Raw genomic sequence first — 16028 nt, forward strand, 5'->3', positions numbered from 1 at the left:
GTTACCAACGCAACAGCGCCCCCGCCGATCCGTGGTGGTCCGTCGGTCAGTACACGTCCCGCGCGTACCGCTTCTCCGTCGCGAGCTGCTTCACGTACGCCGCCGCGTCCTGCTCGGTGAGGCCGCCGTGGACGACGGCTATGTCGCGCAGGGCCTGGTCGACGTCCTTGGCCATGCGGGAGGCGTCGCCGCAGACGTAGAAGTGGGCGCCGTCCTGCAGCCAGGACCACAGGTGGGAGCCGTGTTCACGCATGCGGTCCTGGACGTAGACCTTGGCGCGCTGGTCGCGGGAGAACGCGGTGTCCAGGCGGGTGAGGGTGCCCTCGGTGAGGTGGGCGGTGAGGTCGTCCTCGTAGTAGAAGTCGGTGGCGCGGTGCTGTTCACCGAAGAAGAGCCAGTTGGGGGCGCGGTGGCCACGGGCGCGGCGTTCGTCGAGGAAGCCGACGAAGGGTGCCACGCCGGTGCCGGGGCCGACCATCACCATCGGGGTGGTGGGGTCGGCGGGCGGGCAGAAGTGCGGGGACTGCTGGACGTGGACCGGTACTTCGGTGCCGGGTTCGGCATCGGCGAGGAAAGGTGAGCAGACACCCTGGCGGGGGCGGCCGGCCAGGTTCTCGTAGCGGACCACGGAGACCGTCAGGGACACCAGGTGGGGGTCGGTGAGCGGGCTGGAGGATATGGAGTACAGGCGCGGCTGGAGGCGGCCCAGGGCGTCGGTCCACTCCTGGGCGTCGGCCCGTACGGCGAACTCGGCGACGGCGTCGACGGCCTGCCGGCCCCAGGACCACTTGGCCAGCTCGCCCTTGTTGTCCGGGCGCAGCAGCTTGCGCAGCTCGCGCGCGTCGCGGGCGCGGTCGGCGACGAAGCGCAGCAGGTCGGGGGTGATGCGGGTGATGTCGAGGTGGCGCAGCAGGGCGTCGCTGAACGGGGTCTCGCCGACGCCGGTGACCTGCACCGGCGTGTGCGCGTCGAGGCCGGTCACGGCCAGCCACTCCGTCACGAGGCCGACGGCGTTGAGGGGCCGTACGCCGAGGGCGTCGCCCGCCTCGTAGACGAGGGGTTCTTCGCTGTCGCGGGTGTCGAAGGTGAAGCGGCGGACCTCCTTGTCCGCGCCGGGCAGGCTGAGCAGCCGGTTGCCGGTCAGGCGGGCGGTGACGGGGGCGGGCCGCTTGGGACGCGAGGTCCTGGGCGCGTCGAGCGGGGGCCGCGGGCTGTCGTGGAGGGCGGTGAGCACCTCGTCGAGCCAGGCTTGAGCGGTGCTCTCGTAGTCGGGTTCGCAGTCGGTGCGGGGTGCCAGCCGCACCGCGCCGAGTTCGTCGAGGCGCTCGTCGAGGCGGCGGCCGTGGCCGCAGAAGTCGTCGTACGAGGAGTCCCCGAAGGCGAGGACGGCGTAGCGGCGTCCCTGCAGGCGCTGGGCGTCGGGGGCGGCCAGGGTGTCCCAGAAGCCGGTGCCGTTGTCGGGGGCGTCGCCGTCGCCGAAGGTGCTGGTGATGAGGAGCAGGTCGGCGTCGGAGGGCAGGGTGGTGGGGTCGGCCTGGTCCATGGCGACGAGGGAGGCGGTGTGGCCGCCCGAGGTGAGGCGTTCGGCGGTGGCGGCCGCGAAGTCCTCGGCGTTGCCGGTCTGCGAGGCCCAGAGGATCACGACCTGGCGGCGGGCCGTCTGCGGGGTCGGCGGGATGGTGGTGGCCCTGGAGTACATGCCGGCGAGGGTGCCGTTGACCCACAGGGCGTGTTCGGGACTGAAGGGGGCGTCGGGCGGCAGGACCGGTACGCCGGGGGCGCCGACGGGGACGCCGGCGAGGAAGCCGACGAGGTACCGGCGTTCGGTCTCGGTCAGGTGTGGCGGCGGGGTGGGTTCGATGCCGAAGGCGGCGGCCGCGGAGGGCACGACGGCGGCGGGCTCCACGACCACCGGCGCCGGGGTCGCCGTCACGGGCGTGGATGCCGCGACCGGCGTCGTCGACGTGATCGGGGTGGACAACGTGACCGGGGTGGCCACCTTGGTCAGCGACACCGCGCACACCTTCAGCTCGGGCTGGAAGGACAGCGGGTCGACGGCGTCGCTGGTCACCGCGTTGACGCTCAGGTACTCGCCGAACAGGTCGTTCCAGTGGAAGGGCGCGAAGCAGGAGCCGGGGAGGACCCGGTCGGTGACGACGGCGGGCAGTACGGCCCGGCCGCGGCGGGAGGCGACCTCCACCGAGTCGCCGTCGGCGATGCCGAGGCCGGCCGCGTCCTGCGGGTGCACCTCGACGAAGGGGCCGGGGTTGAGCTTGTTCAATTTGGCCACCTTGGCGGTCTTGGTCAGGGTGTGCCACTGGTGCTGGAGGCGGCCGGTGTTCAGGACGTACGGATAGTCGTCGTCCGGCATCTCGGCGGGCGGGAGGTGCGGGCGGGCGTGGAAGGCGGCGCGGCCGCTGGGGGTGGGGAAGGTGAGCGAGCCGTCGTCGGCCACGTACCGCACGGGGTTGCGGTCGGGGCCGTCGGCGGTGGGGGCGGGCCACTGGACGGGGGTGGAGCGCAGGCGGTCGTAGGTCACGCCGCGCAGGTCGTAGCCGGTCTTGGGGTTCCAGGCACCCTTGATCTCCTCGAAGACCTGTTCGGCGCTGTCGTAGGAGAAGCCCTTCTCGAAGCCCATCTCGCGGGCGACGGCCGCGATGATCCGCCAGTCGGCCATGGCCTCGCCGGGCGGGTCGGCGGCGGGCTGGGCGAGGGTGAGGTTGCGTTCGCTGTTGATGAGGACGCCCTCGGTCTCGGTCCAGAGGGCGGCGGGCAGGACGACGTCGGCGTAGGCGTTGGTCTCGGTGTCGGCGAAGACGTCCTGGGTGACCACGAACTCGGCGGCCTCCAGGCCCTCGATCACGGTCTTGCGGTTGGCGACGGAGGCGACGGGGTTGGTGCAGATGATCCAGCAGGCCTTGATGTCGCCGTCGGCCAACCTCTGGAACATCTCGACGGTGCCCTTGCCGACGCCGTCGGCGCGGAGGGTGTCGGGGGGCAGCTCCCACAGTTCCTCGGCGAAGGCGCGGTCGGCGTCGACGAGGACGGAGCGCTGGCCCGGCAGGCCGGGGCCCATGTAGCCCATCTCGCGGCCGCCCATGGCGTTGGGCTGGCCGGTGAGGGAGAAGGGTCCGCTGCCGGGGCGGCAGATCGCGCCGGTCGCCAGGTGGAGGTTGACCAGGGCGTTGGTGTTCCAGGTGCCGTGGGTGGACTGGTTGAGGCCCATGGTCCAGCAGCTGGTCCACTCCCCCGCCTCGCCGATCAGCCGGGCGGCCTCGCGCAGGTCGTCCTCCGGGATGCCGGTGATCTCGGCGACGGTCGCGGGCGGGTACTCGGCGAGGAACTCCTCCATCGCCTCCCAGCCCTCGGTGTGGGCGGCGATGAAGTCGGGGTCGGTGTGGCCGCCCGCGTGCAGCAGGTGCAGGAGGCCGTTGAGCAGGGCCAGGTCGGTACCGGGCTTGACCTGGAGGAACAGGTCGGCCTTCTCGGCGGTGGCGGTGCGGCGCGGGTCGACGACGATCAGCTTGGCGCCCGCCGACTTCACGCGGTCCATCATGCGCAGGAAGAGGATCGGGTGGCAGTCGGCCATGTTGGAGCCGATGACGAGGAAGACGTCGGCCTTGTCGAAGTCCTGGTAGGAGCCGGGCGGGCCGTCGGCGCCGAGGGACAGCTTGTATCCGGTTCCGGCGCTGGCCATGCACAGGCGGGAGTTCGACTCGATCTGGTTGGTGCGCAGGAAGCCCTTGGCCAGCTTGTTCGCGAGGTACTGGGCTTCGAGGCTCATCTGGCCGGAGACGTAGAGGGCGACCGCGTCGGGGCCGTGCTCGTCGAGGATCGCGCGCAGGCGGCGTGCGGTCTCGGTGATCGCCGCGTCGACAGGGGCGGGCTCCGGCTCCTCGCCCCGGTCGGACCGCACGAGGGCAGTGGTCAGCCGGCCGGGGGCGGCGAGCAGGTCGGCGGTGGTCGCGCCCTTGGTGCACAGCCGGCCGAAGTTCGCGGGGTGCTCCTTGTCGCCGGACGCCTTCAGGACGCTGCGGCGGCCGTCCGGGCCCGTGCCGATGTCGAGGACCATGCCGCAGCCCACCCCGCAGTACGAGCAGACCGTCCGCACCTTCGCTGTGCGGTCGCTCCGCGAGTCCGGCGCGGCCACGGGCGCCCCCCTTTGCTGTGTTCGACTGGCTGTGCGTTCGACATGGTTCGACCGTTCATGACCCTACGGACGACTCATTACGCCGGTGTCTCTTCGGCGGCTCATGGCCGGTTAAGCGCGCCGCACAGGGCGGCCACGGACGGTGTGAGCGGGACTTTCGGGCGATGCACGTGAGGAACGTCACGCCCCGGCTTCCCCTGGGGCCACAATCGCGCTATTGCTCCCCTTTGACCCAAGTGCCCCACAAGGATGATCTTTGCGGGTGGTTGGTCTCTCTTGTCAGGGTTTGGCGTACGGTGAAGTTCCTGACGACTGTGGGGAGTTCCTCACCCGCACACCGCGCCGGGGAGGGTGCCATGGCCGTCGACGGCAGGACAGTGACGTACCAGCGGGTCGGCGGCCTCGCCACGAGTGAGCGCCCCTCGGCGCCCCGGCTGTGTCTGCTCGGCCGGTTCACCCTCGACTACGGCACGGCGGCGGTCGACGTCGGTGTCGCCGCCCAGCGGCTGCTCGCCTACCTCGGCCTGCGTCGGCACGGGACCCGTACGGTCGTCGCCGGCACGCTGTGGCCCGACGCCACGGAGGAACGCGCTCACGGCAGCCTGCGTACGGCGCTGTGGCGGCTGCACCGGGGGCGGGAGCCGCTGGTGCGCAGCGACGGGGACATGCTGTCGCTCGCCGAGACGGTCAGCGTGGACGTCCGCGCCCTGACGGACTCGGCGCTGCACGTCGTCGACGCGCGCTCCGCCGACCCCGGGCTCGCCCGGCACCTGCTCTTCGCCGGGGACCTGCTGCCCGGCTGGGACGACGACTGGGTCCTCTTCGAACGGGAGCGCCTGCGCCAACTCCGCCTGCACGCCCTCGACGCGCTCGCCCATCAGTACCTCGCGGAGGCCCGGCCCGGACTCGCTCTCGAAGCCGCCCTCGAGAGCGTCCGCACCGAGCCGCTCCGCGAGAGCGCCCACCGCGCGGTCGTCGCCGTGCACCTCGCCGAACACAATGTCCTGGAGGCGGTCCGCCACTACCGCGTGTTCCGGTCCCTGCTGGAACAGGAACTGGGTCTGGCGCCTTCGGCGGGGTTCACGGCGATGCTGCCGGCGTGCGCGTGGGTCGACGACTGACGGGGCTGCGTCGGCGAGGAGCCAGGCGCCCGGGAAGCCGGGAGCACGGCCCAGAAACGTCCAGCCATCGCCTCGACCCGGCGAGGGCCACCGCCGGCGGCCCGAGGAGCTCGATGGTCACCGCGATCCCCAGCGGCATCCGGGCCTCCGCCAGGTAGCAGCACAGGTTTGAGCCCGCCTGAAGGCTGACGATGCCGAGCAGTACCAGTGCCGATGGCGGGATCGCGCCGAAGGTACGTCCGGCCGACGCGGGCAGGGAGGACCGGGGGGACGGGCCGCCTTCAGTCCTGTCGACGTCCGAGGTGGCCACGCGTGGATTGTCGACGATCGGGGGCCGCTCATCTCTTGGTTTTCCCGTGCGCGGCCAGTCTCGATTTCCCGTGCGTGGCCTGTCTCGGCCCTACACGCCCTCCGCCAGCGCCACCCCGAACGCCGTCCGCAAGCCCTTGATGTCCTTGCCGGTCAGGACCGCCAGGGGCGCGTAGTGGTACGGGACGCCGTGGGGCGGGGTGCCCTGGGGGTGGGGCCAGAGGATGCCGGGGAGGGTGCGGCGGGCGGGGAAGGTCCAGTAGTCGCCGCTGCGGTAGTGGTGGTCGGCGCGGCCGGGGGCGCGTTCGAAGCGGATCTCGATGCCGTGTTCCAGGGGGATCCAGTCGCCCTCGGTGAGGGGCAGCGCGCCGTCGGGGGTCGAGGCGGAGGGGGTGTGGTCCCAGCGGCGGAGGTAGGGGTGGTGGGCGCGGTTCGGGGGTGTGGCGGGGGGCTTGTCGAGGGTGACGGTGAGGGTGTCGGGGTCGATGTCCTCCACTCGGTGGAGGCGGGGTGCGGGCTGCGGCAGGCCCAGTTCGGGGCGCAGGGAGACCGTGTCGTCGACCAGTTCGACCCACTGTCCGGGGTGCAGCGCGGTGTGCCGGTCGCGGCCGAGGGTCGTCAGGCGGAGCGTCGTGCCCGTGCCGTCCAGGACGGGGTGGATGACCGAGCCGTTGTCCCGTGACCAGACGAAGCCGGCGCCCTCGCGGGCGGTGCCGCCGTGGCGGATCTCGACGCGGTAGAGCTGGTTCTCCCCCGTGTAGGGGGCGTGGGACGCGATCGCGCAGGGGTCGTCCGAGCCGCCGTCGCCGCCTTCGCCGTCGCGGGTGGTGCGGACGTGGAGGACGCCGGTGAAGCGGGGTGTGCGCTGGGCGGTGATCCACTCCAGGGGGTCCTCCTCCGGGAGCAGCGGCCGGGCCCGGACCTGCCACACCACCTGGGCGCGGCTGCCGGAGTCGGGGTGGTGGGGGCCGAGCGCGGGTTCGTGCAGGGAGGGGTCCTCGACCTCGGTGACGTGGCGTTCGAACACCTTGAGGTAGACGAGGCAGCGGTCGGGCGGCAGCCGGTCGGCGTCCCGGTCCGGGTCGATGAAGGCGTACGGCTGGTCGGTGTAGTTGACGTCGGCGGGGTTGTCGACGCGGATGCCGTCGACGTAGTAGCTGCCCGCGCCGATGACGAAGTCACCCGCGCGCACCTTGCTGATCTTGAAGCCGCAGCGGCTCTGCGGCCCGGCGTGCGGTCCGACGAGGTCGGCCATGGCCGAGCGCAGGGCGTGCAGCAGGATGGCGGTCTGTTCGTTGCGGTTGGCGTCCAGGCCGACGCGGCCCTGGAGGTCGAAGACGGTGGAGTAGTGGCGGTCGGGCGAGAAGGTGATGTTCGAGAAGTCGCCGTGCACGGCGGGTCCCCCTAGGTCGCGGTGATGACGGCTGCTTCGACACCGAGCGGCACGTACTCGGCGAGGTGGCCGAGGAGGCTGCTCAGGCGCTGCGGCTGGTACAGGTCGTGGAAGGCGCCCATCTCGGCGCCGTCCTCGGCGCCTGCGGCGATGCGCGGATCGCAGGCCGGGTGCAGCCGGCCGTAGCCGGGGTGGCCGTAGCGCGTGCTGGTGAAGTGCGGTCGCAGGGCGGGCTCGTCGGGCGTCGGCAGGCAGGCATGACGGGGCGGGCCCGGGTGGCCGGGCGGCGCGTAGGAGTGGCGCAGGCAGCCGGCGCCGCGGCGGCGGGTGTGCAGGCAGCCGGTGATGACGCTGTCCGTGCCGAGGGCGAGGAGGTCGACGCGGACGCCGCCGAGGACGGTGCAGCGGCGCAGCGTGAGTGCCGCGTGCGCGACGCGGTCCTCGGGGCCGGTCAGGGCGGGCAGTTCGCGGTCGGTGGCGTCGACGACCGAGTCGAGGATCTCGACGGTCAGCGGCTCGCCGCGGGTCTCGTCCTGGTCGACGACGACGGTGCCGATGATCGAGTGCTCCACCCTCAACCGGGCCGTGGTGCGGCGCAGTTCGACGGACGGTTCCTCGCCCCAACGGGGGCGGCAGTCGTGGTCCAGCTCCCAGCCGGGCACCAGCGTGCAGTGGCGTACGACGACCTCGCCGATCTGTCCGACCACGTCGAGGCTGCGGCCGGTGACCACGAGGCCGTCGAGGACCAGCCGTGGTCTGCGGGCGGCCGGCGGCGGGCAGTCGGCGGGCGTGCCGGGCGGGGGCTGTTTCCCGGTGGCGCGGACGGTGAGCGCGTCGAAGCGGTTGGCGTTCTGGTTCAACAGCCGTACCACGGGACGCTGTCGGGGCGCGGCGCGCAGTTCGAGGCGGTCGTCGGGGTCGAGGTCGATGCGCAGGGCCTCGGTGTAGTCGGCGGAGTCGCGGATCTCGATCAGTACGTCGTGCAGGGCTGGGTCCGTCGGCCTGCCGTCCTTCTCCGCCTCTTCCCTGTCGGCTTCCTTGTCGGCGCGCCAGCGGCGCAGCGCGGCGGTGATGGAGCCGAGGCCTTCCCCTCCGCCGACCACATAGAGCCTGCGCCCGCCCACCGGGGTCACCGGCCGCGCGTAGGCGCCGCCGCCCATGGCGTCGCTGAAGCCGTAGTGCCAGCTCACCCACACCCCGTCCTCGGGTGCCTCGTCGGGTGGGAAGGCGATCCGGCCGAGGACCGGGTCCACGGCGACCCGTCCCGGGTGGGGCCGGTAGCGCCAGTCGGTGAGGTCGGCGACGACGATCCGGTCGGCCGGTACGGGCCGGTCGGGGTCGTCGCGCCAGATCCGCAGGCTGCGGCCGGGCCCGTAGAACTCGGTCGGTGCGGCCGCGAACTCCTCGCGGCCCAGCGGACGCGGCACCTCGCCCGTCGCCGCGTCCGGGCCCGCCGGGACGAACAACGGGGTGTCGATGCCGAGGACGTTGACCAGGTAGCGGCTGTAGCGCTGGTCGATGCAGAACGCGGGCGCCCGGGTGACCGGGAAGGCCCGCAGCCGCCACACGAACAGCGCCAGGCTGGGGATGTTGTGCAGGCCGCGGGTGGCGGTGCTGTTCGGCCGCCGTACGTCGACGAGGTGCGGTGCGTCGTCGAAGGGGCCGCCGAGCCGGGCGCAGGCCAGGGCGTCGCGCACATCGAGGGTGGCGGGACGGTCGGGGCGTACGTGCCGGGTGTGCTGGGCGCGGACCAGGCGCGGGTACAGCTCGACCGCGCGGGCGGGCCAGCCGGAGCTGTCCAGGGCGACCGCTTCGAGTGCGGCCGGGGTGCCCTTGCGGCGCCGGTTGGCGACGGCGTCGGCGACGTCCCGGCGCGGGGCCGGTGCCCCGGCGGGCAGCGTTTGCCCGGTAAGGAGCGGCGGCCGGTGCGTGCTCTCGGCGTGCCGGCCGGAAGTCCTCGTACTGGATGTACTTGGGCTTTCGGCCGGTGCGGCGAGAGTGCGTGCCGGGCGTCGCGACGGGGCGAACGTTGCCGGCCGGGGCACTGGCGCGCGGACCGCCCCGGGCGGGAGGGCGGGGGGTGTGGGGATGCCGACGAGGGCGCCGATGTACGGCACCACCCAGTCCTCGCACGTCTCGACGAACCAGTTGGCGTACCAGGTGTCGAGGTCGTCCTCGACGACGCGGACCTGTTCCTCGACGATCCGCAGCAGCGCCCGCAGCGGATGGCCCCGCTCCTCGTCCCGGATGCGGTGGAGGGCGGGCAGCAGTTCGTACAGGCGGTCGGGTGGCGGGGCGGGGCTCACGGGGTCACCTCCAGGTGCAGCACGGTGAAGCGGGGCAGGTCGGGTGCCGCGACGACGAGGTCCGCGGGCAGGACGCCGGTGTCGCCGACGTGGGCCGGGCGGGCCGGGACGTGGGCCGCGACGCCGGTGACGGTGTCCGCGTCGGCGGGGGTGGTGCCGCGGGTGGCGCCGAACCGCCGTACGTCGACGAACACCACGCCGGGCACGCCCTGGAGCGCGGCGACGGCCTCCGCCAGGTACGCGCCCTGCCCCAACTCCCGTGCGTCGAAGCCGAAGACGCGCCCGAGGGCGGCTCTCAGGTGCGGCTCCAGGAGCGTGGCCGTCCGGTCGGGTTCGATGCCCACGCGCGCGTGGACGACGAGGTTGAAGCGGGTGCGCGGCGCGACGGCGGCCGGGATGCCGGGGTCGCCGTACCGGCGGAACGCGGTGAGCAGGGAGGTGAGGACGCCGGAGTCGGGCTCGACGGGGGCGTCGTCGACCCCGGCGACGGTGACGTGGACGAGTTCGCGCCCGTCGACGGCCAGCCGGTCGGCGACGGCCTTGCCGATGCCCGCGCGGGCGAGCGTGAAGTCGGCGTAGTCGCGCAGACCGACCAGGCGGTCCATGGCGAGCGTCGGCAGCGGGGCCCGGCCGCGCAGCGCGGCGTCGGTGTCGGCGTCCGTACCGCCGCTCGTGGGCAGCGGGTTGGTGACGGCGGCGATCCCGAGGGGCTTGGTCTGCGGCTGGCTGAGCTGTCCGGCGCGCAGGTTGCCCGCCCGCCCGAGGCCGACCCGGTAGCGGGCGGCGACGTTCGCGGTGCCGGTGGGCAGCCGGGCTCCGTGCCGGCCGTCCCCGAAGGTGACGGTGGCGGTGCCGGTGTCGTCGGTGCGCAGCTCGTAGGCGTGCTCCTCGGCACCGGCCCGCGCGATCTCGGCCGTCTCGTGCCAGGTCGACTCTCCCACCCGGACCGTGAGTTGGGCCTGCTCGCCGTCGCTGTCGGGTGCTGCGGTGTATGTCAGCGGATGCTGCCCGAGCGTGAAGCGCTGTCCGGGCCGGGACGCGTCGCCGCTGCCGAGCGCGGGTTCCTCCTTCGTCTCGCCGTGGGTGGCGCGTACGGCGTTGCCCCACACGGTGACGGTGTCGCGGCGGTAGGCGCGGCGCAGCGGGGCGGCCAGGCAAAGGACGGTGTACGGGACGGCGCCGGGCCGGTGGGCGTCGGTGACCGCCTCGGTGGTCAGGATGCGGGCGACCTCGCCGGTGGGTTCGGTGCCGTCGACGGGGGTGCCGGTGACGAGGACCGTACGGGACGGGGGCAGCCCGGTGACGACACGGTCGAGGTCGATGCGGTCGCCCTCGACGGGGTCGTCGACCGGTTCGTCGGCGAGCGGGAGGGCCTCGCCCTGGGCGTGCACGGTGTAGGGGCGGTGGGCTGTCAGCCGCAGGTCGTCCGCCCAGGTGAACCACGGCTGGTCCAGGGTGAGTTCGGTGATGCGTGCGGAGATCCCGTAGGCCGCCAGGCCGGTGCTGCGGACAGCGCTGACATGGAACGGCCGACCGTCGTCGTCCGGGGAGTCGAGGACGATCCAGCTACCGGAGATGATCCTGGGGTGGTCGCCGTCCAGCGGGAGCCGGAGCATCTCGTCGTCCACCTCGTACAGCGACTTGTCCAGCGGCCATTCCTCGAAATCGGGGTCGGCGGCGGCCTCGATGCCGATGACCACGGCCCTCCGCTTCAGCGGCGCGGCCGCCCCGAAGGGCGCGGCCCGCACCCGCAGCGCGTCGAGCCGTACGAACTCGGGCTCTTCTTCTCCGCCCCCGTCGTCTTCGAGCAGCGTGAGCACCTCCCGCAGCACGAGGGCCGTCCGCCCGGCCTCCGTGTCCGCGTGTACGAATTCCACGAACCGCACGACCGGAGGGTCCCCGTCGTCGAAGTGGAACAGCAGCCGGTCCCCCGGTGCCACACCCGTGCTCAGCCCGTCGGCGTACACCACCCGCAGCCGCCCCGCGCTCCCCCGGGTCAGCAGCGACGGCCGCCGCAGGCGGGGCCGGAGCTCCGCCCAGGAGGGCCGTGCCACCAGGTCCTCGTCGGTCTCGAAGAGGACGGATTCCTGGCCCGGGTCCGGCACGCTGCGCACCTGCGCCCCGGCCGGGACAGTTACCGGGACGTCGGCCGGGTCGGGGTCCAGGGTGTAGGCGAGCCGGCCGTCGGCCGCGAGGCCGGGGCGCGGGCGGTAGCCGACCAAGCGGCCCAGTTCGACGAGGGAGCGGCGTTCGGTGGCGGTGCCGAGGTAGCCCTCGTCGGCGATGCGCTCCTGGTAGAACGTCAGCACGTCGGCCACGCAGGCCCACGCGTCCAGCAGGGCCAGGGCGGGGTCGGACGGGTCGCGGGTGGTGAGCGCGGCGAGTTCGGGGTGCGCGGAGCCGGCCAGCGACCGGGTCATCGCCGCGAGGAAGGCGGGGTGCGTGCCCACCCGGGCGCGCAGGGCCGACGCGCCGGGCGGATTGTCCGTGGGCAGCGGGGTCGGGGGCTGCGTGACGCAACCACAAGGGTCCGCGGCACCGCCGCAGCCGCAACTGCCGTCATCGGTGGCGCACATGAGCGTTCACCGTCCTCCCACCAGATCGATGACCAACGTCCCGTCGGACGGCGGCGAGGGGATCTCCAGCGGCCCGAACGCCAGCACCCCGTCCGCGGGCACCGGCGGAACCGCGACCTCGGCGCGGCCCAGCCGCCGCACCGTCGCCGACAGCACGCCCCGCACGGCCATCGCTTCGGCGACCAGCCGGCCGGTGTACAGGTCGCTGCCGAAGGTGAGCCGGTCGGGATGGAACAGCCCGGCCAGCCGTGCGCGCACCTCCCGTTCCACGGCGGCGCGCCGCGCGTCCGCCGCCAGGCACAGCCGCAGCCGTACGTCGACCGGGACCAGGCGCGGCGGATCCACCCGCAGGTCGTGCCCGATCCGCCGGACGCCCTCCAGCCGGGTGCGCACCGCCTCGAGCAGCGCGGGCGGCGGCCAGGTCCGCCCCAGCGGGTCGACCGCGACGTCCGCCTCGTACCAACTTCCGGTCCACGCCAGGTCGGTGGCCGCCCGCTGCACCCCGGGCACCTCGCCCGCGAGGGCGGCGTAGTCGTCGGCGGTGACCGCCCGCCGCAGACCGTGCCGGTACCCGGTGGGGCCGAGCCGCCGCGCCTCGGCGACCGGCTCCGGCGCGGTGCCTCCGGTAGCGGGCAGCGGATTGCGTACGGCGGTGACGAGGGCGTCGGTCGCGGCGCCGACGACGACGTGCACCACCGTGTCGGCACCGGTGTTGCCCGCGGGACCGTTCCCGACGCGTGGCCTCGCCCGGAACTCCTGCCCGGGTGACACGGCCCGGCCGAGCCGTCCGTCGCCGAAGCGCAGGCCGGTGGTGCCGTCGTCCTCGGCCTCGGCCACGAGGTGCGGGTCGTCGGGCCCGCTGTCCAGCAGGTCGGCCCGCGCCGCCCACCGCTCGTCGCCGGAGGTGAGTGCCAGGTGGGGCAGGGCCGCACGGGGATCCTGGGTGAGTGCCGTCGACGCGGGCCCGGCGACGCGCGGGTCGGCCGGGTCGAGGCCCGCGGCGAGACCGGCGCCCCAGGCCGCGGCGACCTCGGCGGCGGTGTCGGCGTCGAGCGGGACGCCGTCGCGGGCGCGCGCGGCGAGGCGGGCGAGGCGGTCGGTGCGGCGGGCCAGCAGGGCGGCGGACCGGGAGCGCAGCAGGACCAGGGCGGCCCGCCGCCGTGCGGTGTCGCGCGCCCGCTCCAGGCCGGAGTCGGCGACGGCCTGTCTGCCCCACAGGGTGCGGGCCAGCGCCAGGTCGTCCGGGCGGAGCGGGCCGCCCGCCACTACGCGCCGGTACATCTCCGCCACGGCGTCCGCCGCCCGGCCCGGGATCGCCGCGAGCAGCCGGGCCTGCGCGGCGGCCACCCGGGCCGGGTCGGGGTAGGGGGCCCGCCGGGTGAGCGGTCCGGCGTCCAGGCGGGGCAGCCACCGCAGCGGCGCCTCGTCCCGCTGCGGGCGTCCGAGCCCGGCGCACCGCACCGGCCGGGCGGCCGGGGTGGGCGCGGTGAGCCGTACGGGAGGCCCGGCGCTGCTGCCGTGATCGACCAGCACGATGTTCCCGCGGGCCACGGTGACGTCCTCGAACAGACAGCAGCCGTCACCGCCCACGGCGGCCAGGCACAGCGGGAACGCGAGCGCGTCCTGTTCGGCCCAGGTCACCCGCAGCAGCGGCTGCCCGTGCACGGGGTCGCAGGTCCTCTCGACCGCGGTGAGCCGCACCGCCTGCCGGTGGCGCGGGTCGGCGTCGCCCGGCACACCGGTCGTGGGACCCCGTACCTCCTCCAGGACGAGGACGTCGCCGGGCGCGAGGTCGAGCAGGCGCCGCCCCTTGTCCGGGGCCGGGTCGACGAGGGTCGCCGAGGTGGACCCGGCGGGCAGCACGCACTCCTCACCGTCCCAGGTCCACAACCGGATCCGGTTGTGGGCGGGCCGCAGCACCAGGTCGGCGGGCAGGACGGGTTCGTAGCGCTCGAAGCCGGCGGTGGGGGTGCGCAGGTCCGCCTCCGAAAGGAGCGGCGGGCGGCCGGGCAGCGCGGTGGCGAACCAGTACGTACCGGCGCGCAGTACGGCGTTCTCGGCGACCTCCAGGTGCACCCAGGTGCGGGCGTTGCAGCCGTCGTGCAGGCGGTGGTCGACCAGGCGCAGATGGCGGCGGACCGAGGTGCGCAGCCGGGCGGTGTGCAGGTAGGCCTCGGTGGCGACGGCGTCCTGACGGTACGACAGCCGGTCGCCGACGTGGGCGAGGAGTTCGACGAGGGTGACGCCGAGGTCCGGCACCTCCCGGTCGGTCCACTGCGGTGCCGTCAGCGCCAGCCGGTCCAGGATCAGCCGGCGGAAGCTCGCGTAGTCCTTGGCGAGGTAGTCGAACGCCGGGACTGGCCGAGGCACGCTCTCCGCGTCGACGGGCGCGCACGTGGCCTCCTCCGCGAAGGTGAACGGGGCGCCGCTGTGCCGGGGGTCGAAGCCGGGGAAGGGGGCGCCCGGGTGGTCGGGGTCGACGAGGGCGAGCGTGTACGGGCAGCCGTCGCCGAGGCGGTCCAGGGTCACCAGGAGGGTGGCCTGCCGGGTCTCGGGCGGGCTGCCCTCCACCCGTACGGACAGCGCGCGCACGGCCCGCCCCGGCCCCTCGATCCGCACCGCCCGCGGCTCCGGCAGCGGCTCGGGGGCGGCGCCGAGGAGCAGCACACGCAGGGTGCGGGTCGCACGGTCCACGTCCACGGCGACGACCGCGCCGAGCCCGGCCGCCCGGATCCGGTCGGCGCGCTCGCCGGGCAGGCAGGGCCGCACGTCGGTCGAGCCGGCCCTCCGCACGTCAGTCATCGGCCGACCTCCCGTTCCAGCACGGCCGCCGTCTGCCGGCCCGTCGCGAGCAGGACGTAGGAGACCGTGATCCGCAGCGCGCCCTCCTCCGTCTCGACCTCGACCCGGTCGACCTGGACGAGGTCGGCGAGCCAGCGCTGGAGGGCGGCCTGGAGGGAGTACTCGACGGCTCCGGCCAGTTCCTGGCCGCCCGGGGCGAAGACGAGTTGGAGCGCGCCGGATCCGAAGTCGGGCCGGTTGAGCCGCTCGCCGGGGACGGTGAACAGCACCTGCTCGATCAGGTCGCGGACCCGGTCCTCGTCGCCGGTCGCGGCGGACCGGCCCTGTGCGTCGACGTGGAAGGGGAAGTCCAGGTGGGCGCGGGAGGCCAGGTGGGCGCGGGAGCCCAGGTTGTCGCGGGAGCCCGGGCGCGCGCTCATGTCGCCACCACCCGCTGCTGGACCGCCGACACCATGGGCGGCCCCTGCGGCGCCTGCGCGGCGGACAGGCACAGGCCCGCGCCCGGCCCGGTGGGCTCCAGGACGACCGGGCGGCCCTGTACGAAGACCCGGGTGGAGGCGGCGGGGGTGAAGTCGACCTTCACGCACGGGCTCGGCGGCTGTGCCGAGGACAGCGTGCAGGACGGGGCGACGACGTTCAGGTCGGCCGTCGTCACCACGGGCGCGCCGCCCGCCAGCACCTGCTGCTGGCCCGGTGTCAGGCTGACCTGTCCCTGGTGGGCGCAGGTCAGGGTCGCGGCCGTGGAGAGAGCGAATCCCGGCATGTCAGACCTCCGCTCACGCCGTCTTCACGACGAGCGCGCCGTTGTTGATGTTGACGAGGCCGACGATGTTGATGTTCGCCGCGGTGATCGTCACGCCCGCCTTGTCGAGGGTGATCGAGGCGGTCGGCGACTGGAGCAGCACCCCGTTGCCCTTCATGGGCGCAACCGGCGCGTCGCTGACCGCGATCCTGCTCTTGGCGGTGGTCTCGACCAGGAAGGCCGGGGAGCCGGGCCTGAGCGTGTTGGCCGTTGCCGGGACCTCGGCGCGGCTGCCCCAGAAGAAGCCGGTCCAGATCGGGTGGTCGGGGTCTCCGCCCTCGAACTCCACCCACACGCCCGCCCGTTGGGGCGGCACGACGAACGCCCCCGACTGCAGTCCGCTCATGGGAACGCACGGCATCGCCCAACTCGTCGGGAACACCCCGAACACGTCCGGCACGCTCACCAGCAGCCGGCCCATGCCCAGCGGATCGATGTTCTGCACCACCGCGCCCCGGTACTTGCCGTAGAAACGCCGGGCACCCGGCGCCTGAGCCTCCTCGCGCTGCGCGGGACCGAGGAGGCCCGGTGACTCCACGTAGCCGATGTCGTCCATGCGTGTCATGCGG

Annotated in this window: 9 protein-coding genes; 1 reads left to right on the plus strand and 8 read right to left on the minus strand. The window is 74.1% G+C overall.

Translation table 11 applies throughout. The features are described from left to right. Nucleotides 1-46: 46 nt before the first annotated feature. A complete protein-coding gene (locus tag ACFYWX_RS01265) occupies nt 47-4072 on the minus strand; it encodes a molybdopterin-dependent oxidoreductase (protein ID WP_389422161.1) in 4026 nt (1341 codons plus the stop codon). Between the two features lie 434 nt (nt 4073-4506). On the opposite strand from ACFYWX_RS01265, the gene ACFYWX_RS01270 reads away from it, so the two are divergent. Then, nucleotides 4507-5271, plus strand: a complete 765-nt coding sequence (locus tag ACFYWX_RS01270) for a BTAD domain-containing putative transcriptional regulator (RefSeq protein WP_389421941.1) — start codon at nt 4507-4509, stop codon at nt 5269-5271. Nucleotides 5272-5671: 400 nt separating this feature from the next. Here ACFYWX_RS01270 and ACFYWX_RS01275 read toward each other — a convergent pair whose 3' ends face one another. The 7 genes from ACFYWX_RS01275 to ACFYWX_RS01305 are packed head-to-tail and all read right to left on the minus strand — an operon-like array spanning nt 5672 to nt 16024. Continuing rightward, entirely contained in the window at nt 5672-6973 is a 1302-nt protein-coding gene (locus ACFYWX_RS01275) for a DUF6519 domain-containing protein (protein ID WP_389421942.1), read from the minus strand. 11 nt (nt 6974-6984) lie between these two features. After that, entirely contained in the window at nt 6985-9279 is a 2295-nt protein-coding gene (locus tag ACFYWX_RS01280) for a hypothetical protein (RefSeq protein ID WP_389421943.1), read from the minus strand. Next, nucleotides 9276-11855, minus strand: coding sequence for a putative baseplate assembly protein (locus tag ACFYWX_RS01285; protein ID WP_389421944.1), 2580 nt, complete (start codon nt 11853-11855; stop codon nt 9276-9278). Before ACFYWX_RS01285 ends, ACFYWX_RS01280 begins: the two co-directional genes overlap by 4 nt. A gap of 6 nt (nt 11856-11861) precedes the next feature. Further along, on the minus strand, nt 11862-14657 hold the full coding sequence (locus tag ACFYWX_RS01290) for a putative baseplate assembly protein (RefSeq protein WP_389421945.1): 2796 nt from the start codon (nt 14655-14657) through the stop codon (nt 11862-11864). Next, on the minus strand, nt 14654-15076 hold the full coding sequence (locus ACFYWX_RS01295) for a GPW/gp25 family protein (RefSeq protein ID WP_389421946.1): 423 nt from the start codon (nt 15074-15076) through the stop codon (nt 14654-14656). The genes ACFYWX_RS01290 and ACFYWX_RS01295 overlap by 4 nt, the downstream gene beginning before the upstream one ends. Beyond that, nucleotides 15073-15420, minus strand: a complete 348-nt coding sequence (locus tag ACFYWX_RS01300) for a hypothetical protein (protein WP_389421947.1) — start codon at nt 15418-15420, stop codon at nt 15073-15075. The genes ACFYWX_RS01295 and ACFYWX_RS01300 overlap by 4 nt, the downstream gene beginning before the upstream one ends. A gap of 13 nt (nt 15421-15433) precedes the next feature. Then, entirely contained in the window at nt 15434-16024 is a 591-nt protein-coding gene (locus ACFYWX_RS01305) for a phage baseplate assembly protein V (protein ID WP_389421948.1), read from the minus strand. Nucleotides 16025-16028: the final 4 nt, after the last annotated feature.

The organism is Streptomyces sp. NPDC002888, from assembly GCF_042888465.1.
In the GTDB taxonomy this organism is placed as follows: domain Bacteria; phylum Actinomycetota; class Actinomycetes; order Streptomycetales; family Streptomycetaceae; genus Streptomyces.

What these genes read in the sequence shown, in the direction of transcription:
- ACFYWX_RS01265 (WP_389422161.1), bottom strand. Translation starts at nt 4,072, where the DNA reads ATGGTCCTCGACATCGGCACGGGCCCGGACGGCCGCCGCAGCGTCCTG.
- ACFYWX_RS01270 (WP_389421941.1), top strand. Translation starts at nt 4,507, where the DNA reads ATGGCCGTCGACGGCAGGACAGTGACGTACCAGCGGGTCGGCGGCCTC.
- ACFYWX_RS01285 (WP_389421944.1), bottom strand. Translation starts at nt 11,855, where the DNA reads ATGTGCGCCACCGATGACGGCAGTTGCGGCTGCGGCGGTGCCGCGGAC.
- ACFYWX_RS01290 (WP_389421945.1), bottom strand. Translation starts at nt 14,657, where the DNA reads ATGACTGACGTGCGGAGGGCCGGCTCGACCGACGTGCGGCCCTGCCTG.
- ACFYWX_RS01295 (WP_389421946.1), bottom strand. Translation starts at nt 15,076, where the DNA reads ATGAGCGCGCGCCCGGGCTCCCGCGACAACCTGGGCTCCCGCGCCCAC.
- ACFYWX_RS01300 (WP_389421947.1), bottom strand. Translation starts at nt 15,420, where the DNA reads ATGCCGGGATTCGCTCTCTCCACGGCCGCGACCCTGACCTGCGCCCAC.
- ACFYWX_RS01305 (WP_389421948.1), bottom strand. Translation starts at nt 16,024, where the DNA reads ATGACACGCATGGACGACATCGGCTACGTGGAGTCACCGGGCCTCCTC.